Source organism: Micromonospora sp. NPDC002717 (assembly GCF_040295705.1).
In the GTDB taxonomy this organism is placed as follows: domain Bacteria; phylum Actinomycetota; class Actinomycetes; order Mycobacteriales; family Micromonosporaceae; genus Micromonospora.
Genome location: NZ_JBEOVW010000008.1, coordinates 51,071 through 76,734, shown reverse-complemented (window position 1 = coordinate 76,734; position 25,664 = coordinate 51,071). Strand labels below are relative to the sequence as shown.

Genomic DNA, 25,664 nt, shown 5'->3' with positions numbered 1-25,664 from the left:
TCCTTCGTCCGCCGGTGTCGGGCCGGATCGTGCGGGAATCCGGTCACCAGCGGGTCGTCTCGTTCTTGTGGCCGAGCGCCGCCCACACCTCGGAGACCGTCTGGTAACGGATGCCCTCGGGCAGCCGCTCCAGCTCCGCGAGGATGTCCGCCGGCGCGTCGTTGTCCCGCGCGTTGGCGATCAGCGCCTCCCGGTCGCCCGGCAGGGCGGCCATCGTGATGTACCGTCCGAGCCGGCTGCGCCGTTCGACGTCCTGGGAACTCATCCCCTTGGGCGCGCCCGTACGCAACTCGCCGGCCGGGGCCGTCGTCGGCTCCGGCTGGTCCTCACCGGCCGGCTCCGGCACACGGGACTCGTCGACCCGCGAGCCGCCGGTCCCCGGCCCCTGCACGAGGCCGCTGACCTCCCGGCTCATCTGCTCGTCGACCCTCGGTCCGTGCTTGCTGCTGCCACGTTCCATGCCTTCTGCGCTACCCGGTGGCACCGGCGGTAAACCGGCAGCGGTCACGCGTCGGCGGGCGTCTTCGGGGGCAGGACCGGCTCGTCCGGGTCCGGCTCGCCGGCCTGGAGCACGCGACCCCGCTGCAACTCGGCGTTGATCTGCACGCCGAGCATCAGCGCCGAGTTGGACAGGTAGAGCCAGACCAGGAACGCGATCACGGCGCCGAGGCTGCCGTAGGTGGCGTCGTACGAGCCGAAGTTGGCCACGTAGAGGCCGAAGCCGAAGGATGCGACGACCCAGGACACCAGGGCGACCGCCCCGCCCGGGGTGAGCCAGCGGAACCGTGGCTGCCGGACGTTCGGCGCGATCCAGAACAGCAGGCTCAGCAGCACCATCATGACCATGGCCAGCACCGGCCACTTGGCGACGCTCCAGGCGATGCGGGCCAGCCCGCCGGCGTTCAGCAGGTCGCCCACGGCGTCGGTGACCGGGCCGCTGACGATCAGGCCGGTGGCGACGACGGCGAGCAGCACCAGCGAGACCGCCGCGAGCCCGATCTGCATGGGCCGCAGCTTCCAGACCGGCCGCCCCTCCGCCACGCCGTAGACGGCGTTGGAGGCCCGGGTGAACGCCCCGATGAAGCCGGACGCCGACCAGAGCGCGCCGAGCAGACCGAAGCTCAGCAGCACGCTGGCCGAGTCGTTCTGGTCGACCACGCCCCGGACCACCGAGACGAAGCCCTCGTTGGCCACCACCGAGCCGGCGCCCATGTCCCGGGCCAGGTCGAGCACGGTGTCCACGGTCTGCTCGCCGTTGGACACCAGCCCGACCAGGGCGACCACCACGATGGCGGAGGGGAAGAGCGCGAGCACACCGTAGTAGGTCAGCGCGGCGGCCCAGTCCGCGCAGTTGTCCTTGACGAAGTTCCGCGCGCTGCGCACCAGCACCCCGCGCCAGGTCCGCCAGCTCAACTGCCGCACCCTGCGGGGGATCCACAGCCGCTGCTCCCCGGTGCGCGCCGTGCCGGGCTCCGTCGTCGTCATGGCCCGCTCCCTGTGCCCCGGCCGCCGGACGCCCGGGCGCCTCCGGCTCAGCCTGGCCCCGCCGGTACCCCCGGCCGGAAAACGACAAACCCGGCCGCCCGGTTTGCCGACCGGCGGTGGGGGAACGGTCAAACCAGAACCCATCGACGCGGAGGAGGACGAGATGCCCGGGCGCGAGGTACTGCCCAGCACGCTGCGACGCTCCCCGGAGAAGGCGCAGCGCACCTGGGAGAAGACGCACGACTCGGCCGTGGAGACGTACGGCGAGGGGGAGCGGGCGCACCGCACCGCGTTCGCCGCGGTGAAGCACCGGTACGAGAAGGTGGGCGACCACTGGGAGCCCAAGGGCCGCAAGGGCCCGAGCGACCGACAGGCGGCCGGCGGCGGACCGGAGCGCCGGGCGCCCACCGCCGGCGGGGTGGACGCCAACGCCACCAAGGACCACCTGATGAAGGTGGCCCGCAAGCTGGACGTCCCCGGCCGGTCGAGCATGACCAAGCCCGAACTGGTCAAGGCCATCGAGAAGGCGAACAACCGGCAGACCGCGAAGGCCCGCGGCCGCTGAGGCCACCATCGCGTACGACGCAGGGGCTGCCCGACCGCGGGCAGCCCCTGCGTGCGCGTGCTCACCAGTGACCGCCGCCGGGCGCCTCGATGTGCACCGCCTTGGTGGCGGTGAACTCGTCCAGCAGTTCCGGGCCGTACCCGAAGCCGTGGCCGCTGCCCCGGCGCGGATGTGCGGCACCGCCCGGCGCCCCGCCGAACACCGCGTTGATCTTCACGGTGCCCACCGGCAACTCCCGCCAGGCGCGCTGGGCGTGACTCATCGACCCGGTCAGCACCGTGGCGGACAGCCCGTACGGGGAGTCGGCGGCGCACCGCAGCGCCTCGGAGAACGAGTCGACCACGACGATCGCGGCGACCGGCCCGAACGTCTCCTCGCGTACCAGCGTCATGTCGTGCCGGCAGTCGGTGACCACCGTTGCCGGGTAGAACGCCCCCGGGCCCTCGGGCAGCGTCCCGCCGGTGCGGATCCGGGCCCCCTCCGCCACCGCCGCGGTCACCTGCCCGTGCACGTGGTCGCGGTGCCGCCGGTCCACCAGCGGCCCCAGCTCGGTCGCCGGGTCCGCGCCCGGGCCGACCCGCAGCCGCTCCGCCCGCTCCACGAGGGACCCCGTGAGGTCCTCGGCGACGTCCCGGTGCGCGTAGATCCGTTCCACCGCCACGCAGATCTGCCCCGCGTTGGCGAACGCGCCCGTCGCCGCCTGCCCGGCCGCCCACACCGGGTCGACGTCGCCGTCGACGACCAGCGGGTCGCTGCCGCCGTTCTCCAACACCACCTTGGCGCCGGTCCGCGCCGCCGCCGCCGCGATGGCGCGCCCGGTGGCGGTGGAGCCGACGTGCGCGACCACGTCGACCTCCTGCGCGGCCAGCGCCGCCCCGACCTCCGGGCCGCCGGTCAGCAGCGACAGCACCCCGGGCGGCAGCGCGGAGTCCAGCGCCTTCGCCAGCAGCCAGCCGGTCGCCGGGGTGCGCTCGCTCGGCTTGTAGAGCACCACGTTGCCGGTGACCAGGGCGGCGCCGAGCAGCCCGCACGAGACCGCCACCGGGTCGTTCCACGGGGTGATCGCGGCGACCACCCCGCGCGGCTGCGGCACCATGAAGTCGAGGGCGTGCGTGCCGCCGTGCAGGGTCCGCCCGCCGCGCACCGGGGCGAGCTCCGCGTACTGTCGCAGCGTGCCGATGCCCGCCTCCACGCCGCCCCGCGCGTCCGCGAGGGGCTTGCCCATCTCGGCCGTCGTCGCGCGGGCCAGCTCGTCGGCGACCGCCGCCACCGCGTCCGCCGCCCGGTGCAGGGCCGCCACGCGCTCGGCGGGGGCGGTCCCCGCCCACTCCGCCGCGACGCCGCGCGCCGCCTCCACCGCCTTGCCGACCTCGTCCGCCGTCGCCACCGGCACGGAGCTGACCGGGGAGCCGTCGGCCGGATCGCGTACGACCAGCTCGCCCCCCTCGCCGCCCGCGCCCCACACTCCACCTATGAGCTGCGCAACCGTGTACATGCGGCGGTGGATCCCCGTGCCCCGACGAGGCAAACGCGTTTCGCCCGGTTGCCGGCAGGGTAGGCGGACCGGATGAGTTCGCCCGGCACGGAGAGCGCGGACGCCGTCGTCGTCGGAGCCGGTCACAACGGTCTGGTCGCCGCCAACCTGCTGGCGGACGCCGGCTGGGACGTCCTGGTGCTGGAGGCCACCGCCGCGCCCGGCGGGGCGGTGCGCTCCGCGGAGGTCACGGCCCCCGGCTACCTCAGCGACCTCTACAGCTCCTTCTACCCCCTCGGCTACGCCTCGCCGGTGCTGCGCGGGCTGGGGCTCGACCGGTACGGCCTGCGCTGGCGGCACTCGCCGGACGTGCTGGCGCACCTGCTGCCCGACGGTCGGGCGGCGGTGCTCAACCGCGACCCGGAGGCCACCGCGGCCTCGCTGGAGACGTTCGCGCCGGGCGACGGCAAGCGCTGGCTGCACGCGTACGACGACTGGCGGCAGGTCGCCGAGCCGATGCTGGACACCATCACCAGGCCGTTCCCGCCGGTGCGCGGCGGCCTGGCCCTGCTGCGCCGGCTGCGGGTCTCCGGCGCGCTGCGGCTGGCCCGGCGGCTGGTGGTGCCGGTCCGCAAGCTCAGTGAGGAGCTCTTCGACGGGGAGGGGGGTCGCGCGCTGTTGGCCGGTTGTGCCCTGCACACCGACCTGTCGCCGGAGGAGGCCGGCTCGGGCGTGTACGGCTGGCTGCTCGCCATGCTCGGCCAGCAGGTCGGCTGGCCGGTGCCCGAAGGCGGCGCGCAGAAGATCACCGATGCGCTGGTGGCCCGGCTGACCGAGCGCGGCGGCCGGATCCTCTACGGCGCCCGGGTCGACCGGGTGCTGACCGCCCGGGGCCGGGCGATGGGCGTGCGCACCGTCGGTGGTGCCCTGTGGCGGGCCCGCCGGGCCGTGCTGGCCGACGTCCCCGCCCCCGCGCTCTACCTGGACCTGGTCGGTGCGGCGGCGCTGCCGCCCCGGCTGGTGGAGGACCTGGCGCACTTCCGGTGGGACGGCTCGACGCTGAAGGTGGACTGGGCACTGTCCGCGCCCGTGCCGTGGACCAACCGCGCGGGGGCCACCGCCGGCACCGTGCACCTCGGGGCGGACCTGAACGGGCTGACCGGCTACGCGGCCACACTGGCCCGCTCGGAGGTCCCGCGCGACCCGTTTTTGCTGGTCGGGCAGATGTCGGTGGCCGACCCCAGCCACTCGCCGCCGGGCACCGAGTCGCTCTGGTCGTACACCCACCTGCCGTTCCGCCGGCACTGGCGGGCCGAGGAGATAACCGACCACGTCGACCGGATGGAGCGGGTGCTGGAGGAGGCCGCGCCCGGTTTCCGCAGCCTGATCGTGGGACGGCACGTGGCCGGGCCGGCCGACCTGGAGGCAGGCGACCCGAACCTGGTCGGCGGGGCGGTCGGCGGCGGCACCTCCGCCGCGTACCAGCAGCTCTTCCTGCGCCCGATCCCCGGCCTCGGCCGCGCGGACACCCCGGTGGACCGGTTGTTCCTGGCGAGTGCGTCGGCGCATCCGGGCGGCGGGGTGCACGGCGCCCCCGGCGCGAACGCCGCCCGCGCCGCCCTGGCCCGCGACCGCGCCCTCACCGGTCCGGTGTACGCCGCCACGATCGACGCGGCGCACCGCGCGATCTACCGCTGACCCGACCGCACCACCCACGCGCGTCCGGCGTCGCCGCCCGCACCCGGGCCGCACCGAAATCCCGGCTGTACCCGGGATTCCGGCTGTACCGGTAGATCCCGGCCGCCCTGTGGATTCCCGCGGCTTCCATGGATCCCAGCGGGCCAGCCGGCGGGACCGGCGGCTGACCCACGCTGCCGTCACCAGCTCGTCGAAGACGCTGCTCGCTGCTCGCTGTGCCTCAGCGTTCGACGTTGCGGTGCTTGGTGCGCAGCTTGAACGGCATCAGCGCGCTCTCGATCTTGGTGGCGGTGGTCATCTTGGACGCGCCGTCGCGCCGCTCCTCGAAGCGGATCGGCACCTCCAGGATGGTGTGCCCCAGCTTGGTGGCCAGGTAGTGCATCTCCACCTGGAAGCTGTAGCCGTTGGACTGCACGCGCTCCAGGCCGATGTCGCGCAGCGCGTCCGCCTGCCAGATCTTGAAGCCGGCGGTGAGGTCACGGATCCGGACCCGCAGCAGGGTGTGCACGTAGAGGTTGGCCCAGCCGCTGAGCGCCCGCCGGTAGAGCGGCCAGTTCTCGTCGAGTTCGCCGCCCGGCACGTACCGGGAGCCGATGACCACGCCCGCCTGGGTGGAGAGCAGCGCGCCGAGCATGCCCGGCAGCGCCTCCGGCGGGTGCGACAGGTCGGCGTCCATCTGCGCCACGTACTCCGCGCCGCCGTCCAGCGCGCGCCCGATCCCGTCCACGTACGCCCGGCCGAGGCCCTCCTTGCCGGCGCGGTGCACGACCTCGATCCGGTCGGGGTGCTCGATGGCCAGCTTGTCCGCCACCTCGCCCGTGCCGTCGGGGGAGTTGTCGTCGGCGACGAGGATCTTCAGGCCCGGCAGCGGCAGGGCCAGGAGCCGCTCGACCAGCACCGGGAGGTTGCCCGCCTCGTTGTAGGTGGGAACCACGACGGTCAGGCGTGCGTCCCGCCAGGGCGCGGGCAACTGCACGGGTTCGATCATGTCGGACATCCTCGGTCGGCGGACAGGGCTCCCTGAGAGCGTAGCCAGTTGCCACATCCGGGTCGAAAAGGCACCCCGTTCCGCCGGTCATCCGCCCCCTGGTCGGGGCGAGGACGGGCCTGAGTGGTGGTCCGTGGATCAGCGGAGGCGGCGGGTGAGGGCGGTGCCGGCCAGGGCCAGGCCGGCGAGGGCGACGGAGACGGAGACGGCCGGCTTGTGCGTACCGACCCAGAGGGCGGCCGAGCGGGTGCGGGCCCGGTCCGTGAAGACGCCCTCCACGCCGCGGTCCCGCTCGTCGTCGCCGGGGCGGTCCAGGTTGTCCCGCCAGGTATCCGGGTCGATGGGCGTCCCGGTCTGCTGGCTGTCGTAGCCGTCGCGGGCGAGCTTCCGGTCGAGCAGGCCGGGCGCCAGGATGTCGCCGAGCCGGGCCCGCCAGGTCGGCCCGCCCACGTTCAGCTCGCGCGGCCCGTGGTCGGCCGCCCAGACGATCGCCTTCGCGGCCACCTCGGGCGCGAAGATCGGGGGCACCGGCTGCGGATGCCGGGGCAGCCGCGTGCGCACCCAGGAGAACTGCGGGGTGTTGAGCGCCGGGAGCTGCACCATCGACAGGCTCACGCCCGGGCAGTCGTGCAGCAGCTCCGCCCGCAGCGAGTCGTTGAAGCCCTGGATGGCGTGCTTGCTCGCGCAGTACGCCGACTGCAGCGGGATCCCCCGGTAGGCCAGCGCCGAGCCGACCTGCACGATCGCGCCCCGTCCGCGCGCCCGCATGTGGCGCAGCGCCGCGAGGGTGCCGTGCACGGTGCCGAGGTAGTTGACCTCGGTGACCCGGCGGAACTCCGGCGCGGGGATCTCCCAGGCCGGGGCGAACACCGAGACCATCGCGTTGTTCACCCACACGTCGATCCCGCCGAACCGGTGCGCCACGTCGTCGGCGGCCCGCTGCACCGCGCCGGCGTCGGCCACGTCGACCCGGTAGGCGTGCACCTCGGAGGCGCCCAGTTCCCGGCAGTCCCGCTCGGCGGCGGCCAGGCCGGCCTCGCCGCGGGCGAGCAGCGCGAGCCGGGCGCCGCGCTCGGCGTACCGGCGGGCGACGGCGCGTCCCACGCCGGCACTCGCCCCGGTCACCACCACGGTCTGCGTCATCCGTCCGCCTTCTGCCGCTTGGCGATGTCCGTCAGCCGGGTCAGCGTCTCCCTGTTGCGCTGGTGCAGCACGAGGTCGTTGAGCTTGTTGCGTACCCAGCGCAGCGGGCCGGCGGCGAAGTCCTCGCCGATGCGCACCCGGGTCGTGCCGTCGCCGACCGGTTCGAGGGTGAAGACCACGTTCGCCTCACCCGCCGGCCAGAGCCCGGCGCGGATCACGAGCCGGCGCGGCGGCTCGCAGGCGAGCACCGTCGAGGAGTCCTGGAGGGAGAGCGGCCACGGCCCGGCCTTGTGGTGCAGTTGGGTGCCCACCCGGGGCCAGGCGTCGTCCACGTCCCGGACGTGCACCGTGCCGACGACCCAGTCGCTGTAGGTCCACCCGTCGGCCAGCACCGCCCAGACCTGCTCCGGGCGAGCTTCGATCACTTTCTCCACAATCGCCACTGCGTCCCCATACCCTGACGCGGCCCGGCCTAACAGCGCCCGCGGGTTAGCTTCTCCGGGGCGACGGGTAACGCCACCCCGGGCCGGCGTGTCGACGCCGCCGGCGTGGGCGACGCGGCGGCGCGTTGAAGATGACGTTTACTCCCCGGGGCGCCGGGAACCCGCCGGCTGTGCGACAGGACCAGGTGGAGCCGGATCAGCGCAGGTCAGCCCGGGTTTGTGCCGGCGCTGACCGGGGCGCGTCCGGGCCCGTCCTGTTCGACGCGGTGCTGCTGGACCGGGACGGCACGTTGGTGGAGGACGTGCCGTACAACGGTGACCCGGAGAAGGTGCGGCCGATGCCGGGGGCGCGGGCGGCGCTGGACCGGTTGCGGGCCGCCGGCCTGAAGCTGGCGGTGGTGACGAACCAGTCGGGCCTGGCGCGGGGCTGCTTCGGCGAGGCGCAGATGCGGGCGGTGCACGCCCGGGTCGAGGAACTGCTGGGGCGGTTCGACGCGTGGGTGGTGTGTCCGCACGACGACGGTGACGGGTGTGGGTGCCGCAAGCCGGCGCCGGGGCTGGTGCACGCCGCGGCCCGGGAGTTGGGCACGGTGCCGTCGCGGTGTGTGCTGGTGGGTGACATCGGCCGGGACATGACGGCGGCGTTGGCGGCGGGGGCGGTGGGGATCCTCGTGCCCACGCCGGTGACCCGCCCCCAGGAGGTGGCTGCCGCCCCGCAGGTCGCGGCGGACCTGCCGGCGGCGGTGGCGGAGATCCTGCGCCGCCAGACGGCCCTCGACCCGGCCACCTACGGCCAGCCGGCCCTCGACCCGGCCATCCCCGGCCGGGCCGGCATTCGACCTGCCCGGTGGACCGGGACCGGCACCGTTCCGCCGGTCGGCCGGCGGGAGCGGGGCGGGACGGTGCTGGTGGTGCGGTCGGACTCCGCGGGGGACGTGCTGGTCACCGGCCCCGGCATCCGCGCCGTCGCCGCCACCGCCGGACGGGTGGTGATGCTGTGCGGGCCCCGGGGGCGGGCCGCCGCGGAACTGCTGCCCGGCGTCGACGAGATCGTCGAACACCCGCTGCCCTGGATCGACCCCACCCCGGAGCCGGTCGACCCGGCCGACATGACGGCGTTGACGGATCGGCTGGCCGCCGTCGGCGCCGACGAGGCGGTCATCTTCACCAGCTTCCACCAGTCCGCCCTGCCCCTGGCGCTGCTGCTCCGGCTGGCCGGGGTCGACCGGATCAGCGCGATCAGCGACGACTACCCCGGCGCCCTGCTCGACGTGCGCCACCGCGTCCCGGCCGGCGTACCCGAACCCGAGCGCGCCCTCTCCCTCGCCGCCGCCGCCGGCTACACCCTCGCCCACGACGACGAACCGGCCCTGCGGTTGCGCCCGGCGCCGGAGCCCCCGCCCGAGGCCGGCGAGCCGGGCTACGTGGTGCTGCACCCCGGCTCGGCGGCGCAGGCCCGGGGCTGCCCGCCGGAGCTGGCCGCCCGGATCGTCCGCACCCTGACCGGCGCCGGCTACCGGGTGGTGGTCACCGGTGGCCCCGGCGAGCGCGAGCTGACCGCCCAGGTGGCCGGCGACGACGCCGTCGACCTCGGCGGGCGGACCGGGCTCGCCGAACTGGCCGCCACCGTCGCCCGGGCCGGCGCGGTGGTGGTGGGCAACACCGGCCCCGCCCACCTCGCCGCCGCCCACGGCGTCCCGGTCGTCAGCCTCTTCGCCCCGACCGTCCCGTTCGGGCAGTGGGGGCCGTGGCGGGTGCCGACCGTACGGCTCGGCGACGCCGAGGCCCCCTGCCGGGACACCCGGGCCGCCCGGTGTCCCGTGCCCGGGCATCCCTGCCTCAGCGGCGTCGGGGCCGGGCAGGTGCTCGACGCGCTGCGGCTGCTCGGGGTGGCCCCGGCGGGCCTGCCGGCGCCCGACGGGGGCGGCGTGGGAGACCGTGTGCCGGCGGCGGCCAGCACCGGCGGGAGCGGCCGATGAACGTCCTGCTGTGGCACGTGCACGGCTCCTGGACCACCTCGTTCGTGCACGGCAAGCACCGGTACCTCGTGCCGGTCACGCCCGACCGGGGCCCCTACGGTCTCGGCCGCGCCCGCACCTATCCCTGGCCGGACACGGCGGTCGAGGTCACCCCCGACGACCTGCGCACCGCCGACGTGGACCTCGTCGTCCTCCAACGCCCCGAGGAACTCGACCTCGCCACCGAGTGGCTCGGTCGCCGCCCCGGCCGGGACATCCCCGCCGTCTACGTCGAACACAACACCCCCAAGGACGGCGACGTCCCCCACAGCCGCCACCCCATGGCCGACCGGGACGACCTGCTCATCGCCCACGTCACCGCATTCAACGAGCTGTTCTGGGACACCGGCGCCACCCGCACCACCGTGGTCGACCACGGCATCGTCCCGCCCACCGCCGAGTACACCGGCGAGCTGGAGCGGCTGGCGGTGGTGATCAACGAGCCGGTACGCCGCGGGCGGGTCACCGGCACCGACCTGCTGCCCCGGTTCGCCGAGATCGCCCCGCTGGACGTCTTCGGGATGCGGGTCGCCGGGCTGGCCGACCACCTGGGCCTGCCGGCCGACCGGCTGGCCAGCCACGACGACGTGCCCCAGCACCGGATGCACGCCGAGCTGGGGCGGCGGCGGGCGTACCTGCACCTGTGCCGGTGGACGTCCCTCGGGCTGAGCCTGATCGAGGCGATGTCGATCGGGATGCCGGTCGTCGCGCTGGCCACCACCGAGGCGGTGACGGCGGTGCCGCCCGGCGCCGGAGCCCTGTCCACCCGGGTCGACACGCTGCTGGACGCCGCCCGCCGGTTCGTCGAGGAGCCGGCGGAGGCGCGCCGGGCGGGGGCCGTGGCCCGCGCCGCCGCCCGGGAGCGCTACGGCCTCGACCGTTTTCTCGCCGACTGGGACCGGCTGCTGGAGGAGGAAGTATGCGCATCGCGATGATCTCGGAGCACGCCAGCCCGCTCGCCATCCTGGGCGGCGAGGACGCCGGCGGTCAGAACACGCATGTCGCCGAGCTCTCCGCCGCGCTCGCGGCCGCCGGACACGACGTGCGGGTCTACACGCGCCGCGACGCGGTGGACCTGCCCGTGACCGTACGCAGCGCCGACGGCTACGACGTCGTGCACGTCCCGGCGGGGCCGGCCGAGCCGGTCGCCAAGGACGCGCTGCTGCCGCACATGAAGGAGTTCAGCCGGTGGCTGGTCGACCGGTGGCGGGGCGGGGACTGGATGCCCGAGGTGATCCACGCGCACTTCTGGATGAGCGGCCTCGCCGCGCTGGCCGCCAGCCGGCAGACCGGGGTGCCGGTGGTGCAGACGTACCACGCCCTGGGCGTGGTGAAGCGCCGGCACCAGGGCGTGCAGGACACCAGCCCCGCCCGCCGCATCGGCTACGAGCGCGAGCTGGGCCGCTCGGTCGACCGGGTGATCGCGCAGTGCCAGGACGAGGTGGGCGAGCTGGTCCGGATGGGCGTGCCCCGGTCCCGGATGACGGTCGTCCCGTCCGGGGTCAACCTGGGCACGTTCGCCCCGCTCGGCCCGACCGCCGACAAGGAGGACGGCCGGCCGCGGATCCTCACCGTCGGCCGGCTGGTCGAGCGGAAGGGCTTCCAGACGGTGGTCCGGGCGATGGCGTACGTCCCGGGGGCCGAGTGCGTGGTGGTCGGCGGGCCGCCCGCCGGCCTGCTGGAGACCGACCCGTACGCCCGCCGGCTGCGCGCCCTCGCCGGCACCTGCGGGGTGGCCGACCGGGTGAAGCTGGTCGGCGCGGTGCCGAGGGAGGAGATGGGGCGCTGGTACCGCTCGGCGGACGTCCTGGTGGCCGCCCCCTGGTACGAGCCGTTCGGGCTCACCCCGCTGGAGGCGATGGCGTGCGGGGTGCCCGTGGTGGGCACCGCCGTGGGCGGCATCAAGGACACCGTGGTCGAGGGGGTCACCGGCGACCTCGTCCCGGCCCGGGACCCGCGCGCGCTGGGCACCGCGATCCAGCGGCTGCTCGACGACCGGATCCGCCGCTTCGCGTACGCGGCCGCGGCGCGGGAACGGGCCCGGCGGCGGTACTCGTGGGCGGCCACCGCCGAGCGGCTGGTCGAGGTCTACGGCGACGTGGCGGCGGTGCGCCGGCCCACCCGGGTGGTGGCCTGATGGCGGCGGCCCCGACGCCGCTCGACGCGCACCTCGCGAACCTGGCCGCGGCGCTGCTGCCGTTCCGGCAGTACGAGGAGCTGCTGGCCGGGTGGGGGGAGACACTGGCGCGCCGGCTGGTCGACGGCGGCCGGCTGCTGGTGGCCGGCAACGGTGGCAGTGCCGCCGAGGCCCAGCACCTCACCGCCGAACTCGTCGGCAAACTCCGCGACGACCGCCGACCGCTGTCCGCCATCGCCCTGCACGCCGAGACCTCCGCCCTCACCGCCATCGGCAACGACTACGGCTACGACGAGGTCTTCGCCCGCCAGGTGCGCGCCCACGGCCGCGCGGACGACATCCTCCTGCTGCTGTCCACCAGCGGCACCAGCACCAACCTCCTCGCCGCCGCCCAGGCCGGCCGAGACACCGGCCTGCGCTGCTGGGCCCTCACCGGGCCCGCCCCCAACCCCCTCGCCGACCTCTGCCACGACACCCTCGCCGTCCCCTCACCCGACAGTCAGGTCGTCCAGGAACTCCACCTCGTCACCAGCCACCTGCTCTGCGAGTACGTGGAGCAGGCGCTGCCGACGGCGCTCGCCGGGCCGGGGGCGCCCGTGCGGACCGGGGTCGAGGTGGTGCTCGACGGTGGGGCAGGTCAGCAGGTCGACGCGTGATGAGGAGGGGAAGCGTGACGGGACCCGTGGTGGTGGTCGGCGACACCCTGCTGGACCGCGACGTCGAGGGAGTGGTGAACCGGCTCTGTCCGGACTCGCCGGTGCCGGTGCTGGACGAGACCGTCCACGTCGACCGGCCCGGCGGCGCCGGACTGGCGGCGGTCTTCGCCGCCGCCCAGGGCGCGGAGGTGGTGCTGGTGACCGCGTTGGCGGACGACGCCGGCGGGGCCCGGCTGAGTTCGCTGCTCGACGCCGCCGGGGTGCAGGTGTACGCCCTCGGCCTGCGCGGCGGCACACCGGAGAAGATCCGGCTGCGCGCCCGGGGCCGGGTGCTGCTGCGACACGACCGGGGCGGGGCCGCCGGCACGCCGGGCGAGCCCTCCGACGCGGTGCTGCGGGTGATCGCCCGGGCCTCCGCCGTGCTGGTCAGCGACTACGGCCGGGGGGTGGCCCGGCAGCCCGCGCTGCGGGCGGCCCTCGCCGAGACCCGGGCGCCGGTGGTCTGGGATCCCCACCCGCGGGGACCGGCGGCGGTGCCGGGGGTGCACCTGGCCACCCCGAACGAGTCCGAGGTGCGGGAACTGGTCAAGTCCCCGCCCGGCGCGACCCGGCTGGCGACCGCGTCCCGGGACGCGCAGGGGCTGCGGCAGCGCTGGCGGGCCGGCGCGGTCGCGGTGACCCTGGGCGGGGACGGCGCGCTGCTCTGCCACGCCGGCTCGACCCCGCTGGTGGTCTCCGCACCGACCACCGCCGAGGGGGACACCTGCGGCGCCGGCGACCGGTTCGCCGCCACCGCCAGCCTCGCCCTCGCGCGGGGCGCGTTGGTCTCCGAGGCGGTGCAGGAGGCGGTCGCGGAGGCGTCGGCGTACGTGGCGGGCGGGGGAGTGGCGACGGCGCTGCCGCCGGCGCGTCCACTGCCGCCGGCGGTGTCCAGCCCCGGCGGGGAGCGGGTCGGCGTGGCCGCGGCCGCCGCCGTGGTGTCGGCGGTACGCGCGGCCGGCGGCACGGTGGTCGCCACCGGCGGCTGCTTCGACCTGCTGCACGCCGGGCACGTGGCGACGTTGCAGGCCGCCCGGCAGCTCGGCGACTGCCTGGTCGTCTGCCTCAACTCCGACGCGAGCGTGTCCGGGCTGAAGGGCCCCGACCGGCCGGTGATCCCGCAGGGCGACCGGGCCCGGTTGCTCGCGGCGCTGAGCTGCGTCGACGCGGTGATGATCTTCGACGAGTCCACCCCGCACGCGGCGCTGTCCTGGCTGCGGCCGGACGTCTGGGTCAAGGGCGGCGACTACGCCGGCGACGGCGGCGAGCCCGCCCTGCCGGAGGCGGACGTGCTGCGCCGCTGGGGCGGGCACACCGTGGTGGTGCCGTACCTGGACGGTCGCTCCACCACCGGGCTGATCGCCGCGGCCCGGTCGGCCGGCCCCGCCGCCGTGCCGCCGCTCACCGACACCGTGCCGCCGACCTGTCCGCCGCCCGGCCCCGGTTCCGGGGGCGCGTCGGCGCAGCGGCCGAGCACGGCGGAGGGCACCCGGTGAGCGGCACACCGCCCGGGGCCGGGCAGACGGTGCTGGTCACCGGCGGGTCGAGTGGCCTCGGCGCCGCCGTGGTCGCGGCGGTGGCCCGGGCCGGCGGCCGGCCCGTGGTGCTGGACCGGCACGCGCCGGCGGACGGGGTGCCGTGGGTGGAGTGCGACCTGGCCGACACGCGGGCCGCCGAGGCCGCCACCCGGCAGCTCGCCGAGCGCTCCGGCGGGCTGGACGCGGTGGTCACCGCGGCGGGGGTGGACGTGCCGGGCCGGCTGGCCGATCTCCCCGGCGAGACCTGGGACCGCGTCGTGACCGTGGACCTGCTCGCCACGGCGGCCGTCGTCCGGGCCGCCCTGCCGTTCCTGGAGAGCTCCCGGGGCAGCATCGTCACGGTCGCCTCGACGTTGGGGGTGAAGGCGGTCAGCGACGCCACCGCCTACTGCGCGGCCAAGTTCGGGGTCGTCGGCTTCACCCGCGCCCTCGCCGCCGAACTCGCCGGCACCGTCAACGTCACCCTGCTCATCCCCGGCGGCATGCGCACCGCCTTCTTCGACGACCGCGACCCCCAGTACCGGCCGGGCCCCGACGCCAACCTCAACGATCCCGCCGACACCGCCGCCGCCGTCATGTTCGCCCTCACCCAGCCCCCCGGCTGCGCCGTCCGCGAGATGGTCGTCTGCGCCGAACAGGAAACCTCCTACCCGTGATCCTCGCCCTGCGCGCCCTCGGCGTCGGCGACCTCGCCACCGCCGTCCCCGCCCTGCGCGCCCTGCGCGCCGCCCACCCCGACGAGGAACTCGCGCTCGCCGCGCCCGCCTGGCTGGCCCCGCTGGTCGACCTCGTCGGCGGCGTCGACCGCCTGGTGCCCGCCGACGGCCTCGGCCGCCTCGACCCCGCCGTGCGAAGGCCCCGCCTCGCCGTCAACCTGCACGGCCGCGGCCCCGAGTCCCACCGCATGCTCGCCGAGACCCGGCCCGGCCGGCTGCTCGCCTTCGCCAACCCCGCCGCCGGCCACCACGACGGCCCCGACTGGGCCGACGACGAGCACGAGGTGCGCCGCTGGTGCCGGCTGTTGCGCTGGTACGGGACGGCGGCGGACCCGGCCGACCTCGGGCTGCGCCGGCCGCCGGCGGGGGACGCCCCGACCGGGGCAACCGTGCTGCACCCCGGGACCAAGGTCATGGCCAAGCGCTGGCCGGCGGAGCGGTTCGCCGCGCTCGCCCGGGAGCTGACCCGCCGGGGGCACCGGGTGGTGCTGACCGGCAGCGCCGACGAGCGGGCGCTCGCCGAGCGGGTCGCGTACGACGCGGGGCTGCCCGGCACGGCGGTGCTGGCCGGCCGGACGGGCCTGGCCGGGCTGGCGGCCCTGGTCGCGTACGCCCGGCTGGTGGTCTGCGGGGACACCGGCGTGGCGCACCTGGCGACCGGCTACGGCACCGCCTCCGTGGTGCTCTTCGGCCCGGTCCCGCCGGCACTGTGGGGGCCGCCGCCGGACCGCCCCCGGCACCGGGTGCTGTGGGCCGGCGGACGGGATTGGCCGAGGTGGGACGGGGTAGGAACGCATCCGACGTTGGCGGCCGTGGGTGTCGACGAGGTGGTGGCCGCCGTGGACGAGGCGGAACGGGCGGTGCGGGTTTCCGGTGCGGTTGCGGCGTAGTGATCCGGGCAGGCCGGGGTACGGGCGTCGCCGGCGCGGCAAGGGGTGGCTCTTCCTCGACCCGGCCGGCGAGCCGGTCCGCGACCCGGACGCGCTGGGCCGGCTGCGGGAGCTGGTGATCCCGCCGGCCTGGCGGGACGTGTGGATCTGCCCGCACCCGAACGGGCACATCCAGGCCACCGGCGTGGACGCGGCGGGACGCAAGCAGTACCTCTACCACCCGACGTGGCGGCAGAAGCGGGACGAGGCGAAGTTCGACCACGTGCTGGAGGTGGCCCGCCGGCTGCCGGTGCTGCGCGAGCGGGTCGGGCAGGACCTCTCCGGCCGGGGGCTGAACCGCGACCGGGTGCTGGCGACGGTCACCCGGCTGCTGGACATGGGCATGTTCCGGGTCGGCAGCGACCAGTACGCGGCCGGCGACGACCCGACCTTCGGGGTGTCGACCCTGCGGCCGGAGCACGCCCGGTCCCGGGGCGGCTGCGTGGTGTTCGAGTTTCCCGCCAAGGGCGGCGTCGAGCAGGTGCGCCGGATCGAGGACCCGGAGTTGTGCCGGGTGCTGACCAACCTGCGGCGCCGGCGGCGGGCGGCCGACCGGCTGTTCGGCTACTGGGACGGCCGGGACTGGCGCGACGTGCGCAGCGACGAGGTCAACGAGTACCTGCGCGACGCCAGCGGCGGGGAGATGACCGCGAAGGACTTCCGGACCTGGCACGCCACCGTGCTGGCCGCCACCGCGCTGGCGACGGCGGGGGCGCAGCGTTCGGTCACCGCCCGCAGGAGGGCGGTCGCGGGGGTGATGCGGAACGTCGCGGAGTTGCTCGGCAACACCCCGACCGTGGCACGTACGTCCTACGTCGACCCGCGTGTGGTCGACCTCTACCACGACGGTGTGGTGGCCCCGGTCGACGGGCGGACGCCCCGGGAGAGGGCCGAGCAGATCGTCCTGGAACTGCTGGAGGAGGCCTGACCGGCCCCGCCGTCGGTCCTGGGGGAGTGGGCGACGGGGCCGGGGTCCAGGACAAGTCCGGGTGGTCACCGGGCGGCCGCCCGCCGCCTCCATGGACGGCGGGCGCCTCGCCACGGCCCCCGTTGGCGCCCCGATCCCGCTGTCGCCATCGGCGGGAGGGGATCGGCCGCCTCGGATGTCAGTCTGCCCCGACCGGGTTGACCGTGGACGCCGTCGAGTTGACTTTCCGTGCCGGCTCCGCCTGACTGGCGCGCCAGGATTGCGGCGTCATGCCGTGGGCCGCCCGGAAGACCCGGCTGAAGTGCGCCTTGTCGGGAAAACCCCAGCGTGTCGCGATCGTCTGGATCGGATGGTTGCGCAGGCCCGGGTCGGCCAGGTCGTGCCGGCACCGCGCCAGTCGCAGGTCCCGGATGTACGACGCGACCGTCGACTCCTCGGCCTCGAAGAGCCGGTGCAGGCTGCGCAGCGAGATGTGGTGGGCGTCCGCCACCACCTGGGGGCTCAGCGTCGCGTCGCCCAGGTGCCGTTGGATGTAGCCCTGGACCTGGGCGACCAGCGCGCGCCGGCGTACCTCGGTGGGCACGGCGTCCTCGGCCACCAGGTGCCGACCGAGCATGGTGGACGCGAGGTCCAGCGCGACGGTGCCGAGCCGGGCGGCGTCGGCGGCATGGTACTGCTCGGGATGGTTGGCGACCTGGACGAGGAACTGCGCCAGCAGCGCGCCGATCCCCTCGGTGCCCGACATCCGGCCGCCGAGCAGGGGAGCCAGCCGGTCCGGCGGCAGCGGCAGCGCGCCGTGCGGGATGAGCGCCACCACCGACCGGGCCGCCTCCTGGCCCCGGTCGTCGCCGAGGTGCCGGACGCCGTGCGGGCGCGAGGCGTGGTAGAAGGTGAACTCGTCGGGCCCCAGCACGCTGCTCCGGCCGGCCTGGCTGACCACGCCGTCGCCGTTGACGGTCAGCGCCAGCATGTAGACCTCCGGATCCGACTGGCGCACCAGCTTCGGCGTCCGGACGCAGTCCAGCGACGGGTACCGGTAGTTGACGACCTGGATCGGGCCGAGCTCGATGATCTCGGCTCGGGCGGCGAAGTCGCGCGCGTGCTCCGTCCGGATCCGCAGCGGCGTCGCCGTCCGGGCCACCATGTCGAGCCACATCCCGAAGCGGTCGGCTGCCGGAACCTGTTCCGTGTCGATGGTGGTCCGCCGCAGCATCCCCGCCCCCGTCCCTCGCGCTCCGTCCGGTGGCCATTGTGGGCGACGCGGCCGGTGGCGGCCAGGGAGGGTTCGCGTTCAGTCCGCCGCCGAGCGGCTGCGGACCAGCACCTCGACGCCGTCGAGCACCCGGTCGAGGCCGAACTGCCACTCCGCGTCGAACTCCTCCGCGTCGTCGCCCTCGGCGGCGACGCCGTCGGCCAGCAGCGCGCGGATCGCCGGGTACGGGCCGTGCCGGGTCAGCCGGGCGAGCTGCTGCCAGTAGCGTGCGCCGGCCTCCTCCGGGCTGATCCTGGTCCGCGCCGCCGCCTCGGTGATGTCCGCCGTCAGGGTGGCCCAGTGCCGGGCGTACCCGCTGACCAGCAGGATCGTCGAGAGTCGCTCGGCGGCGCGCAGGCCGGTGCCGCGCAGGGTGTCCAGCCCCTGTTCCATCCAGCGCACCTGGTTGGGGCCCATCGGCGGGCCGCCGACCGGGACGTGCCGGGTCCACGGGTGGCGGTGGATCGCTGTCGCGTTGCCCAGCGCCCAGCGGGCCAGCGCCGGCCGCCACCCCTCGTCCGCGCCGCGCGGTGGCGGCGGATCGCCGTACGCGGCGTCGGCCATCAGCTCCAGCAGGTCGCTCTTGGCGGAGACGTAACGGTAGAGCGACATGGTGCCCACGCCCAGCTCGCCGGCGACGCGGCTCATCGACACCGCCGGCAGTCCCTCGGCTTCGGCCACCCGGATGCCGGCGGCCACCACCTGCTCCAGGCTGAGGCTGCGCTTGGGCCCCTTTCCGGGGCGTTCGCGCAGGCCCCAGGCGATCTCCACACTCTCGGGCAGCTCGACGTCGGCGTCGCTCACCCTCACCTCCCGATCCGGCTTGACCGCCATCCTAGCTTCTGCGTATCTTCTACGCAGAATAGCGTACGACGTACGCGGAATGCGGAGGGTGAGTGGCGATGGGAGCAGCAGCACCTGAGGCGGTGGAGACGATCGACCTGTGCAAGTCGTACGGCGGGGTCACCGTGCTCGACGGCCTGACCATGCGGGTCGCCCGGGGCAGCGTGTACGCCCTGCTCGGCCCGAACGGGGCCGGGAAGACCACGACCGTCCGGATCCTGGCCACGCTCGCCACCCCCGACGGGGGCGTGGCCCGGGTGGACGGTCACGACGTGGTGCGCGACCGGCGCCGGGTGCGGCGGACGATCAGCCTCGCCGGCCAGCACGCGGCGCTCGACGACCAGCAGACCGGCACGGAGAACCTGCACATGATGGCCCGGCTGGCCGGGCTGTCCCCCGCCGCCGCCCGGCGCCGGGCCGCCGACCTGACGGAGCGCTTCGACCTGGTCGCCGCCGCCGGACGGCGGGTGGCGACCTACTCCGGCGGCATGCGCCGCCGCCTCGACCTCGCGGCCAGCCTGGTCGGCGAGCCGTCCGTGATCTTCCTCGACGAGCCCACCACCGGCCTCGACCCGCGCAGCCGGCAGGGGCTGTGGGAGGTGGTGGCCGAGCTGGCCGGGGCGGGGGTGACGGTGCTGCTCACCACCCAGTACCTGGAGGAGGCCGACCGGCTGGCGGACCGGATCGCGGTGCTGCACGGCGGCCGGCTCGCCGCCGAGGGCAGCGCGGGCGACCTCAAGCGCCGCTTCGGCGCCCACCGCCTGGAGTTGACGCTGCGCGACGCGCCGAGCTTCGCCGCGGCGGAGCGCCGCCTCGGCGACCGGGTCACGCACCGCGACCCGGCCCGGCTGGAGTTGGCGGTGGCGACCGACGGGGGCGCGCCGCACGTCCGGCACCTGCTCGACGAGGTCGACCCGGACGGGCAGGGCCTCGCCCGGTTCACCGTCCGCGAGGCCACCCTGGACGACGTCTTCCTCACCCTCACCGACGACCCGGTGACGGCCGCGCGGGAGGTGGCCCGTGTCTGAGCTGACCCTGCGGCCCTCCCGCGCCGGCGAGGCGCTCGTGATGGCGGCGCGCTGCCTGCGGCTGTCCCGGCGCAACGTCGACGCGCTGCTGACCTCGCTGCTGCTGCCCGTGATCCTGATGCTGCTCTTCGTCTACCTGTTCGGCGGCGCGATCGACACCGGCACCCGGTACGTCACCTACGTCGTCCCCGGCGTGCTGCTGCTCTGCGCCGGCTTCGGGGCGGCGGGCACGGCCGTCAGCGTGACCACCGACCTGACCGAAGGGGTGATCGAGCGGTTCCGCACGATGGACGTCAGCGCCGCCGCGATCCTCGGCGGGCACGTCGTGGCCAGCATCGTCCGCAACACCGTCTCCACCGTGCTGGTGCTCGCCGTCGCCGTCGCCATCGGCTTCCGCCCGACCGTCGCGCCGCTGCGCTGGCTGGCCGCCTTCGGGGTGCTGCTGCTCTTCCTGCTCGCCGTGTCGTGGCTCTCGGCCGCGTTCGGCCTGCTGGCCCGCACCCCGGAGGCGGCCGGCGGCTTCACCTTCCTGGTGATGTTCCTGCCCTACCCGAGCAGCGCGTTCGTGCCGGTGGAGACCATGCCGAGCTGGCTGCGCGGCTTCGCCGACAACCAGCCGGTCACACCCGTCATCGAGACGCTGCGGGCCCTGCTGCTGGACACCCCGACGGGTACGGCTCCGGCCCGGGCCGTGGCCTGGTGCCTCGGAATCCTGCTCGTCGCCGTGCTGGCGAGCGTGGTGCTGTTCCGCCGCCGGGTCGCCTGAGCGCCGCGCGGATCCCGCCGCGCGTCGACCCGGCGACGCGTCCGGCCCGGCCGCTCGCGCCGGACGCGCGTCGGCGGCCACCCGGACCGGGCGACGGCGGCACCGGACCTCGTCCGGCGCCGCCGTCGCCGACGTGTCAGTCGTTGAGCACCTGGGCGAGCCGGTCGCGGAAGCGCCGCTCCGAGTCGCTGACCACGTCCCCGCCGAGGCCGAGGATGCCGCCGCTGGACGCCGCGCCCACCACCTGCTCGGCGATGTCCACCAGCCAGTGCTTGTACGCCCCGGCCTCGCCCTCGTCCACCTTGGCGGCCAGCAGCGCCGCCGCCTCCTTGGCCCGGCCCAGCACGTCCTCCAGGTAGGCCCGCGGGTCGGACGGCGCGATGACCGGCAGCTCCTCGCCGGCCTCGGGGTCGCCCACCCGGGAGACGACCTCCCCGGCGACGGCGGCGACCAGCGGGCTGGCCGACTCCCGGCCGGCGGAGATGGTCTCCAGCCCGGCCGCGTTCTCCGCCATGGTGCGCCTGGTGCCGTCGGACTCGGCGGCGCTCGCCGCGGCCACCACCGACTGTGGCAGGCCGACCAGCAGCCCCCAGTCCTCGTCGGAGAAACCGAACCCGGTGTACGCCGGCTGCTCGATCACGGCAACGCCCCTTCCCGCACTGAATCGCTCGTCGTCCACGGCCCCGCCAGCGGTGCCCGGCTCAGGCTAGTCGAGGGTCAGCAGGCCCTGTTCGGACACCACGCTGACGGACAGCGTCTTGTACCCCACCTCGTCGAAGAGAACCGTCATCCGGTCCTCCTCGTAGCTCAGCACCAGGCCGGGGCCCCACTCCGGGTGCCGGACCTGGCTGTGCACCGGGAACGGGCCGACCGCGCCGTCGTCGGCGGTGCTGGTGCCGGCGTGGCAGTTGTCGCAGTGCCCGCAGACCTTGGTCATCTGCTCGCCGAAGTAGGCCAGCAGCGTCTGCCCCCGGCAGGCGGTGGTCTCGGCGAAGGCCCGCATCATGTCGGTGCGCGACCGGGTCACGCTCTGTTGCCGCTCCGCCTCGGCCAGGGCCGCCGCGGCGGCGTCCACGGGCGTGGGGGAGTAGCGGGGCGCGCCGACGCGCTGCCTCGCCCGCGTCTCGGCCGCGCCGACCTGCTCCAGCAGGGCGAGGTACTGGCCGAGCTTGCGCGGGCCCAGGCCGGTGACCTCGCGCAGCTCCTTTTTGGTGCGCGCCTGCTTGCGCAGCAGCGCGGACAGGTCGCGCAGTTCCGTCTCGTCCGGCAGCCCGCCGCTGAAGAACCGTTGCAGCCCGACGTCCTCGGCCTGCCAGAGCAGCAGCACCCGCGCCGGCGCGCCGTCCCGGCCGGCCCGCCCGATCTCCTGGAAGTAGCTGTCCGGCGAGTCGGGCAGCGCCATGTGGACCACCCAGGCGATGGTGGGCTTGTCGATGCCCATCCCGAACGCCGAGGTGGCCACCATGATCGGCACCTGGTCGGCGAGGAACGCCTCGTGCAGTTCGGCGCGGGCGCCGGCCGCCATGCCGCCGTGGTAGTACTGCGCCGGGAACCCGGCGTCGGTGAGCCGGGCCGCCAACTCCTCCGCGGAGCGCCGGGTGGGCACGTACACGATGCCGGGCCGGGTGTCGTCGCGCAGCAGGGCGAGCAGCCGCCGCCACCGGTAGTCCTCCGTCGGGCAGTGGGCGACCTCGAGGAACAGGTTCGGCCGGTCCAGCCCGGAGACCACCACCTCGGGCTCGCGCAGCCGGAGCCGGGCGACGATGTCGTCGCGTACGGGCGGTGAGGCGGTCGCCGTCAGCGCCACCACCGGCGGCCGGCCGATGCCCTCGACGAGGTGGCCGAGTGCCAGGTAGTCCGGGCGGAAGTCGTGCCCCCACGCGGAGATGCAGTGCGCCTCGTCGATCGCCACCAGCGCCGGCCTCAGCGACCTCACCTCGGCCGTCCGGTCGGGGTTGGCGAGCTGCTCCGGGGTGATGAAGAGGAACTCCGCCCGCCCGTCGCGGATCTCGGCGATCGCCTCGGCCTGCTGGGCGGGCGACTCGGCGGAACTGATCCGCACCGCGCGCAGCTCCGGCCGCTGCCGCTCGTTGAGGGCCGCGATCTGGTCCTGCTGGAGGGCGAGCAGTGGGGAGATCACCACGGTCGGGCCGGGGATCAGGCTGGCCGGGATCTGGTAGATCGCCGACTTGCCGGCACCGGTGGGCAGTACCACCAGGGCGTCGCGGCGCTTCATCACCGCCCGCATGGCGGCCAGTTGGTGGGGCCGCAGCGCCGTCCAGCCGAAGAGGCTCTTGGCCGCGCGGCGCAGGGTCGTCGAGTGCGTGGACAGTTTCATCGAGGGCCGGAGGTACCCGCCGTGATCAGCGGCGAAACCGCCGCGGGGTGGGTGGCGCGGACGATCCCCGACGGCCGGCTCCGTTGACAGCCGGGACATCCGCCAGCCACTATGAACACTCGTTCATGAACGACTGTTCATTACGTTCCGAAGGCGGGTCGATGATCGTCAACGAGCAGCAGGCGCAGGCGTGGAACGGCTACGAGGGGCGGCACTGGGCCGCGCACCACGACCGCTACGACGCGGTGAACAGCGGGTTCAACGAGGCCCTGCTGGCGGCCGTACGCCCCGGTGACCGGGTCCTCGACGTCGGCTGCGGCAACGGCCAGCTCACCCGGCTGGCGGCCGGGCGGGCGGGCACCGGCGAGGCGCTCGGCGTCGACCTCTCCGCCCCCATGCTGGAGCGGGCCCGGGACCGGGCCGTCGCCGAGCGGGTGGACAACGTCCGGTTCCACCAGGCCGACGCGCAGGTCCACCCGTTCCCGCCAGGGGCGTTCGATGTGGCGCTGAGCCGCTTCGGGGTGATGTTCTTCGCCGACCGGGTGGCCGCCTTCGCCAACCTCGGCCGCGCGCTGCGGCCCGGCGGTCGCCTCGCCTTCCTCTGCATGGACGACATCCGCCGACGTGACCTCGGCCAGGTGCTCGCCGCCCTCGCCGCCCACCTGCCCCCGCCGGACGGGGACGGGACGGGAGTGGCCGAGCCGCTGTCGCTGGCCGACCCGGCGGTGGTCGACCGGGTGCTCACCGCGGCCGGCTTCACCGACGTCGACTGCGCTGCCGTCGAGGCGCCCCAGGTCTGGGGACGGGACGCCGCCGATGCCGCGGCCTTCCTGGCCGGCTGGGGGCCGATCCGCCACCAGTTCGACCGCGTGGACCGGTCGACCGTCGACCGGGCCACCGCCGCGCTGACCGAGGCGCTGCGCCGGTACGAGCAGCCCGACGCGGTACGCCTGCGCGGCACCGCCTGGCTGGTCACCGCCCGCCGCCCCGGCTGACCGGGGCGGTCGGCCGGCCTTCGGCGACGTCTCTACGATTCGGGTGATGTCACCCAGGACAGCGGCGGCCCTGCGGGGCGGCGACCGGAGTCTGCGCGATCACCTGATCGCCACGGCGGAGCGGCTGATCGCCGACCGTGGCGTGGCCGGGTTGACCGTGCGCGACATCGCCCGGGCCGCCGGCGTGGCCGACGGCGTGCTCTACAACCACTTCGCCGACAAGGAGGAGTTGCTCGCGCACGCGCTGCACGCCCACGTCCGCGCCGCCGAGGAGCGGGCGGGCGGGCCGGCGCCGGAGCCGGGCACCGGGACCGTCGGGGCGAACCTGCGCGCGCACCTCACCCGGGCCCTCGCGCTGCACGCGGCGGTCCTGCCGGCCTTCACCGGGCTGCTGCACCAGCCCCGGGTGCTCGCCCGCTTCGCGGAGCTGCCCGGTCCCGTCGCGGGTGGCTGGGTGCGCGCCGAGCTGGCCGACTACCTGCGGGCGGAGCAGCGGCTCGGCCGGGTGGCCCCGGACGCCCGGCCCGACGCCGTCGCGGCCCTGGTCGTCGGGGTCTGTCACGACCTGGTGCTCGGCCACCTGCTCGACCCGGCCGCCCCGGCCCCGGCCGAGCTGCCCGCGCGGACCGTCGACGACCTGGTCGTCACCCTGCTACGCGGCATCGCCCCGGCGCCCGACTGAGCCGGGCCGGGGCACCTGTCGCGCCGCCGGGGAAACACCGCTCAGCGCAGGCGCGGGAACACCTCGCGCTGGTAGAGGTCGAGCATGCCCTGCCAGTTCGGCCCCGTGTTGGCGACGTAGACCTCGTCGAAGCCGGCCTTGGCGTACTCGTCGATCTTGGCCAGGTGCGCGTCGGCGTCCCGCCCGCAGACGAACGCGTCCTTCATCATCTCCGGCCGGACCAGCTCCGCGGCCTGCTCGAAGTGCCGCGGCGAGGGCAGCACCTGGGACAGTTCGCCCGGCACCCCGGCGTTCGGCCAACGCTCGTACGCGATCCGCATCCCCTCCTCCTCGGTCTGCGCGTACGCCGCCTTGAAGCCGGCCTGGCACGGCTTGTCGCCGCCGCCCGCGCGGAACCGCCGGACCAGATCGGCGTCGGGGGACGTGTTGACGAAACCGTCGCCGATCCGGGCCGCCAGGTCGACGGCCTTCGGGCCGAAGCCCGACACGTAGATCGGCGGGGGAGTGTCCGGCAGCGTGTAGATCCGGGCGTGCTCGACGGTGTAGTGCCGGCCGTGGTGGTTGACGAAGCCGCCCCGCCAGAGTTCGCGGATCACCGCGACGGCCTCCTCCAGCATCTCCAGTCGGACGTCGGTCTGCGGCCAGACGTCGCCGAGGATGTGCTCGTTGAGCGCCTCGCCGCTGCCCACCCCGAGCACGAACCGGCCGGAGTGCATGACCGCGCTGGTGGCCGCCGCCTGGGCGACGATCGCCGGATGGACGCGCACCGTCGGGCAGGTGACGGCGGTGGTGACCGGGAGTCGGCAGACCTGGCTGAGCGCGCCGATCACCGACCAGACGAAGGGGCTCTGCCCCTGCGCGTCCGTCCACGGGTGGTAGTGGTCGGAGATCCAGAGCGCCTCGAAGCCGGCCCGCTCCGCGGCGCGCGCCTGTTCGAGCAGCTCCGCCGGCACGTACTCCTCTGTGGACAGAAAGTAGCCGATCCTCATGTTTCCCCCTCGCC

At 75.3% G+C, this 25,664-nt stretch carries 25 protein-coding genes; 14 read left to right on the top strand and 11 right to left on the bottom strand.

Going from position 1 to position 25,664, the window contains the following annotated elements:
• Positions 1-43 precede the first annotated feature (43 nt).
• Both ABT006_RS14185 and ABT006_RS14180 read right to left on the bottom strand, forming a co-directional pair.
• Positions 44-460, bottom strand: a complete 417-nt coding sequence (locus ABT006_RS14185) for a DUF2795 domain-containing protein (protein WP_350706325.1) — start codon at positions 458-460, stop codon at positions 44-46.
• 44 nt (positions 461-504) lie between these two features.
• Complete coding sequence (locus ABT006_RS14180) at positions 505-1,485, bottom strand: YihY/virulence factor BrkB family protein (RefSeq protein ID WP_350706324.1); 981 nt, start codon at positions 1,483-1,485, stop codon at positions 505-507.
• 163 nt (positions 1,486-1,648) lie between these two features.
• Between ABT006_RS14180 and ABT006_RS14175 the strand changes: the two genes are divergently transcribed.
• Positions 1,649-2,050, top strand: a complete 402-nt coding sequence (locus ABT006_RS14175) for a ChaB family protein (protein WP_350706322.1) — start codon at positions 1,649-1,651, stop codon at positions 2,048-2,050.
• A 61-nt stretch (positions 2,051-2,111) separates the two neighbouring features.
• Here ABT006_RS14175 and ABT006_RS14170 read toward each other — a convergent pair whose 3' ends face one another.
• Positions 2,112-3,545, bottom strand: a complete 1,434-nt coding sequence (locus ABT006_RS14170) for an aldehyde dehydrogenase family protein (protein ID WP_350706320.1) — start codon at positions 3,543-3,545, stop codon at positions 2,112-2,114.
• A gap of 72 nt (positions 3,546-3,617) precedes the next feature.
• On the opposite strand from ABT006_RS14170, the gene ABT006_RS14165 reads away from it, so the two are divergent.
• On the top strand, positions 3,618-5,222 hold the full coding sequence (locus tag ABT006_RS14165) for a phytoene desaturase family protein (RefSeq protein ID WP_350706319.1): 1,605 nt from the start codon (positions 3,618-3,620) through the stop codon (positions 5,220-5,222).
• A 220-nt stretch (positions 5,223-5,442) separates the two neighbouring features.
• On the opposite strand, the gene ABT006_RS14160 is transcribed toward ABT006_RS14165, so the two are convergent.
• From ABT006_RS14160 to ABT006_RS14150, 3 genes are all read right to left on the bottom strand, one after another.
• Complete coding sequence (locus ABT006_RS14160; protein WP_350706318.1) at positions 5,443-6,210, bottom strand: polyprenol monophosphomannose synthase; 768 nt, start codon at positions 6,208-6,210, stop codon at positions 5,443-5,445.
• A 138-nt stretch (positions 6,211-6,348) separates the two neighbouring features.
• Complete coding sequence (locus tag ABT006_RS14155; RefSeq protein ID WP_350706316.1) at positions 6,349-7,353, bottom strand: SDR family oxidoreductase; 1,005 nt, start codon at positions 7,351-7,353, stop codon at positions 6,349-6,351.
• Entirely contained in the window at positions 7,350-7,778 is a 429-nt protein-coding gene (locus ABT006_RS14150; RefSeq protein WP_350706314.1) for an SRPBCC family protein, read from the bottom strand. The genes ABT006_RS14155 and ABT006_RS14150 overlap by 4 nt, the downstream gene beginning before the upstream one ends.
• Before the next feature lie 188 nt (positions 7,779-7,966).
• On the opposite strand from ABT006_RS14150, the gene ABT006_RS14145 reads away from it, so the two are divergent.
• The 8 genes from ABT006_RS14145 to ABT006_RS14110 are packed head-to-tail and all read left to right on the top strand — an operon-like array spanning position 7,967 to position 16,757.
• Complete coding sequence (locus ABT006_RS14145) at positions 7,967-9,775, top strand: HAD-IIIA family hydrolase (RefSeq protein ID WP_350706312.1); 1,809 nt, start codon at positions 7,967-7,969, stop codon at positions 9,773-9,775.
• Positions 9,772-10,749: a glycosyltransferase gene (locus ABT006_RS14140; RefSeq protein WP_350706310.1), complete on the top strand. Its 978-nt coding sequence runs from the start codon at positions 9,772-9,774 to the stop codon at positions 10,747-10,749. Before ABT006_RS14145 ends, ABT006_RS14140 begins: the two co-directional genes overlap by 4 nt.
• Positions 10,734-11,951, top strand: a complete 1,218-nt coding sequence (locus tag ABT006_RS14135; protein WP_350706308.1) for a glycosyltransferase — start codon at positions 10,734-10,736, stop codon at positions 11,949-11,951. The genes ABT006_RS14140 and ABT006_RS14135 overlap by 16 nt, the downstream gene beginning before the upstream one ends.
• Positions 11,951-12,607: a D-sedoheptulose-7-phosphate isomerase gene (locus ABT006_RS14130; protein ID WP_350706306.1), complete on the top strand. Its 657-nt coding sequence runs from the start codon at positions 11,951-11,953 to the stop codon at positions 12,605-12,607. The genes ABT006_RS14135 and ABT006_RS14130 overlap by 1 nt, the downstream gene beginning before the upstream one ends.
• Before the next feature lie 14 nt (positions 12,608-12,621).
• Positions 12,622-14,142 (top strand): PfkB family carbohydrate kinase, encoded by a 1,521-nt coding sequence (locus ABT006_RS14125; RefSeq protein WP_502890946.1) that lies wholly within the window; start codon positions 12,622-12,624, stop codon positions 14,140-14,142.
• Positions 14,139-14,840, top strand: coding sequence for an SDR family oxidoreductase (locus ABT006_RS14120; RefSeq protein ID WP_350706303.1), 702 nt, complete (start codon positions 14,139-14,141; stop codon positions 14,838-14,840). Before ABT006_RS14125 ends, ABT006_RS14120 begins: the two co-directional genes overlap by 4 nt.
• A complete protein-coding gene (locus tag ABT006_RS14115; RefSeq protein WP_350706302.1) occupies positions 14,837-15,790 on the top strand; it encodes a glycosyltransferase family 9 protein in 954 nt (317 codons plus the stop codon). Before ABT006_RS14120 ends, ABT006_RS14115 begins: the two co-directional genes overlap by 4 nt.
• Positions 15,774-16,757 (top strand): DNA topoisomerase IB, encoded by a 984-nt coding sequence (locus ABT006_RS14110; RefSeq protein WP_350706301.1) that lies wholly within the window; start codon positions 15,774-15,776, stop codon positions 16,755-16,757. Before ABT006_RS14115 ends, ABT006_RS14110 begins: the two co-directional genes overlap by 17 nt.
• A gap of 178 nt (positions 16,758-16,935) precedes the next feature.
• On the opposite strand, the gene ABT006_RS14105 is transcribed toward ABT006_RS14110, so the two are convergent.
• Positions 16,936-17,970 carry an AraC-like ligand-binding domain-containing protein gene (locus tag ABT006_RS14105; RefSeq protein ID WP_350706299.1) on the bottom strand — a complete coding sequence of 345 codons (1,035 nt, stop codon included), beginning with the start codon at positions 17,968-17,970 and terminating at the stop codon, positions 16,936-16,938.
• 78 nt (positions 17,971-18,048) lie between these two features.
• Positions 18,049-18,813, bottom strand: coding sequence for a TetR/AcrR family transcriptional regulator (locus ABT006_RS14100; RefSeq protein WP_350706298.1), 765 nt, complete (start codon positions 18,811-18,813; stop codon positions 18,049-18,051).
• A gap of 98 nt (positions 18,814-18,911) precedes the next feature.
• On the opposite strand from ABT006_RS14100, the gene ABT006_RS14095 reads away from it, so the two are divergent.
• Together ABT006_RS14095 and ABT006_RS14090 are read left to right on the top strand one after the other, a co-directional pair.
• Positions 18,912-19,880 (top strand): ATP-binding cassette domain-containing protein, encoded by a 969-nt coding sequence (locus tag ABT006_RS14095; RefSeq protein ID WP_350706296.1) that lies wholly within the window; start codon positions 18,912-18,914, stop codon positions 19,878-19,880.
• Positions 19,873-20,646, top strand: coding sequence for an ABC transporter permease (locus ABT006_RS14090; protein ID WP_350706294.1), 774 nt, complete (start codon positions 19,873-19,875; stop codon positions 20,644-20,646). The genes ABT006_RS14095 and ABT006_RS14090 overlap by 8 nt, the downstream gene beginning before the upstream one ends.
• 136 nt (positions 20,647-20,782) lie before the next feature.
• On the opposite strand, the gene ABT006_RS14085 is transcribed toward ABT006_RS14090, so the two are convergent.
• Entirely contained in the window at positions 20,783-21,286 is a 504-nt protein-coding gene (locus tag ABT006_RS14085) for a hypothetical protein (RefSeq protein ID WP_350706292.1), read from the bottom strand.
• A 66-nt stretch (positions 21,287-21,352) separates the two neighbouring features.
• A complete protein-coding gene (locus tag ABT006_RS14080; protein ID WP_350706290.1) occupies positions 21,353-22,984 on the bottom strand; it encodes a RecQ family ATP-dependent DNA helicase in 1,632 nt (543 codons plus the stop codon).
• A gap of 161 nt (positions 22,985-23,145) precedes the next feature.
• Between ABT006_RS14080 and ABT006_RS14075 the strand changes: the two genes are divergently transcribed.
• Positions 23,146-23,979: a class I SAM-dependent methyltransferase gene (locus tag ABT006_RS14075; RefSeq protein WP_350706288.1), complete on the top strand. Its 834-nt coding sequence runs from the start codon at positions 23,146-23,148 to the stop codon at positions 23,977-23,979.
• Positions 23,980-24,025: 46 nt separating this feature from the next.
• A complete protein-coding gene (locus tag ABT006_RS14070) occupies positions 24,026-24,661 on the top strand; it encodes a TetR/AcrR family transcriptional regulator (protein WP_350706287.1) in 636 nt (211 codons plus the stop codon).
• Between the two features lie 41 nt (positions 24,662-24,702).
• Here ABT006_RS14070 and ABT006_RS14065 read toward each other — a convergent pair whose 3' ends face one another.
• The gene (locus ABT006_RS14065; protein WP_350706285.1) at positions 24,703-25,650 is read right to left on the bottom strand and encodes a TIGR03557 family F420-dependent LLM class oxidoreductase; all 948 of its coding nucleotides are present in this window, start codon (positions 25,648-25,650) and stop codon (positions 24,703-24,705) included.
• Positions 25,651-25,664: the final 14 nt, after the last annotated feature.

What these genes read in the sequence shown, in the direction of transcription:
- ABT006_RS14185 (WP_350706325.1), bottom strand. Translation starts at nt 460, where the DNA reads ATGGAACGTGGCAGCAGCAAGCACGGACCGAGGGTCGACGAGCAGATG.
- ABT006_RS14180 (WP_350706324.1), bottom strand. Translation starts at nt 1,485, where the DNA reads ATGACGACGACGGAGCCCGGCACGGCGCGCACCGGGGAGCAGCGGCTG.
- ABT006_RS14175 (WP_350706322.1), top strand. Translation starts at nt 1,649, where the DNA reads ATGCCCGGGCGCGAGGTACTGCCCAGCACGCTGCGACGCTCCCCGGAG.
- ABT006_RS14170 (WP_350706320.1), bottom strand. Translation starts at nt 3,545, where the DNA reads ATGTACACGGTTGCGCAGCTCATAGGTGGAGTGTGGGGCGCGGGCGGC.
- ABT006_RS14165 (WP_350706319.1), top strand. Translation starts at nt 3,618, where the DNA reads ATGAGTTCGCCCGGCACGGAGAGCGCGGACGCCGTCGTCGTCGGAGCC.
- ABT006_RS14160 (WP_350706318.1), bottom strand. Translation starts at nt 6,210, where the DNA reads ATGATCGAACCCGTGCAGTTGCCCGCGCCCTGGCGGGACGCACGCCTG.
- ABT006_RS14155 (WP_350706316.1), bottom strand. Translation starts at nt 7,353, where the DNA reads ATGACGCAGACCGTGGTGGTGACCGGGGCGAGTGCCGGCGTGGGACGC.
- ABT006_RS14140 (WP_350706310.1), top strand. Translation starts at nt 9,772, where the DNA reads ATGAACGTCCTGCTGTGGCACGTGCACGGCTCCTGGACCACCTCGTTC.
- ABT006_RS14135 (WP_350706308.1), top strand. Translation starts at nt 10,734, where the DNA reads ATGCGCATCGCGATGATCTCGGAGCACGCCAGCCCGCTCGCCATCCTG.
- ABT006_RS14130 (WP_350706306.1), top strand. Translation starts at nt 11,951, where the DNA reads ATGGCGGCGGCCCCGACGCCGCTCGACGCGCACCTCGCGAACCTGGCC.
- ABT006_RS14105 (WP_350706299.1), bottom strand. Translation starts at nt 17,970, where the DNA reads ATGCTGCGGCGGACCACCATCGACACGGAACAGGTTCCGGCAGCCGAC.
- ABT006_RS14095 (WP_350706296.1), top strand. Translation starts at nt 18,912, where the DNA reads ATGGGAGCAGCAGCACCTGAGGCGGTGGAGACGATCGACCTGTGCAAG.
- ABT006_RS14080 (WP_350706290.1), bottom strand. Translation starts at nt 22,984, where the DNA reads ATGAAACTGTCCACGCACTCGACGACCCTGCGCCGCGCGGCCAAGAGC.
- ABT006_RS14075 (WP_350706288.1), top strand. Translation starts at nt 23,146, where the DNA reads ATGATCGTCAACGAGCAGCAGGCGCAGGCGTGGAACGGCTACGAGGGG.
- ABT006_RS14070 (WP_350706287.1), top strand. Translation starts at nt 24,026, where the DNA reads ATGTCACCCAGGACAGCGGCGGCCCTGCGGGGCGGCGACCGGAGTCTG.
- ABT006_RS14065 (WP_350706285.1), bottom strand. Translation starts at nt 25,650, where the DNA reads ATGAGGATCGGCTACTTTCTGTCCACAGAGGAGTACGTGCCGGCGGAG.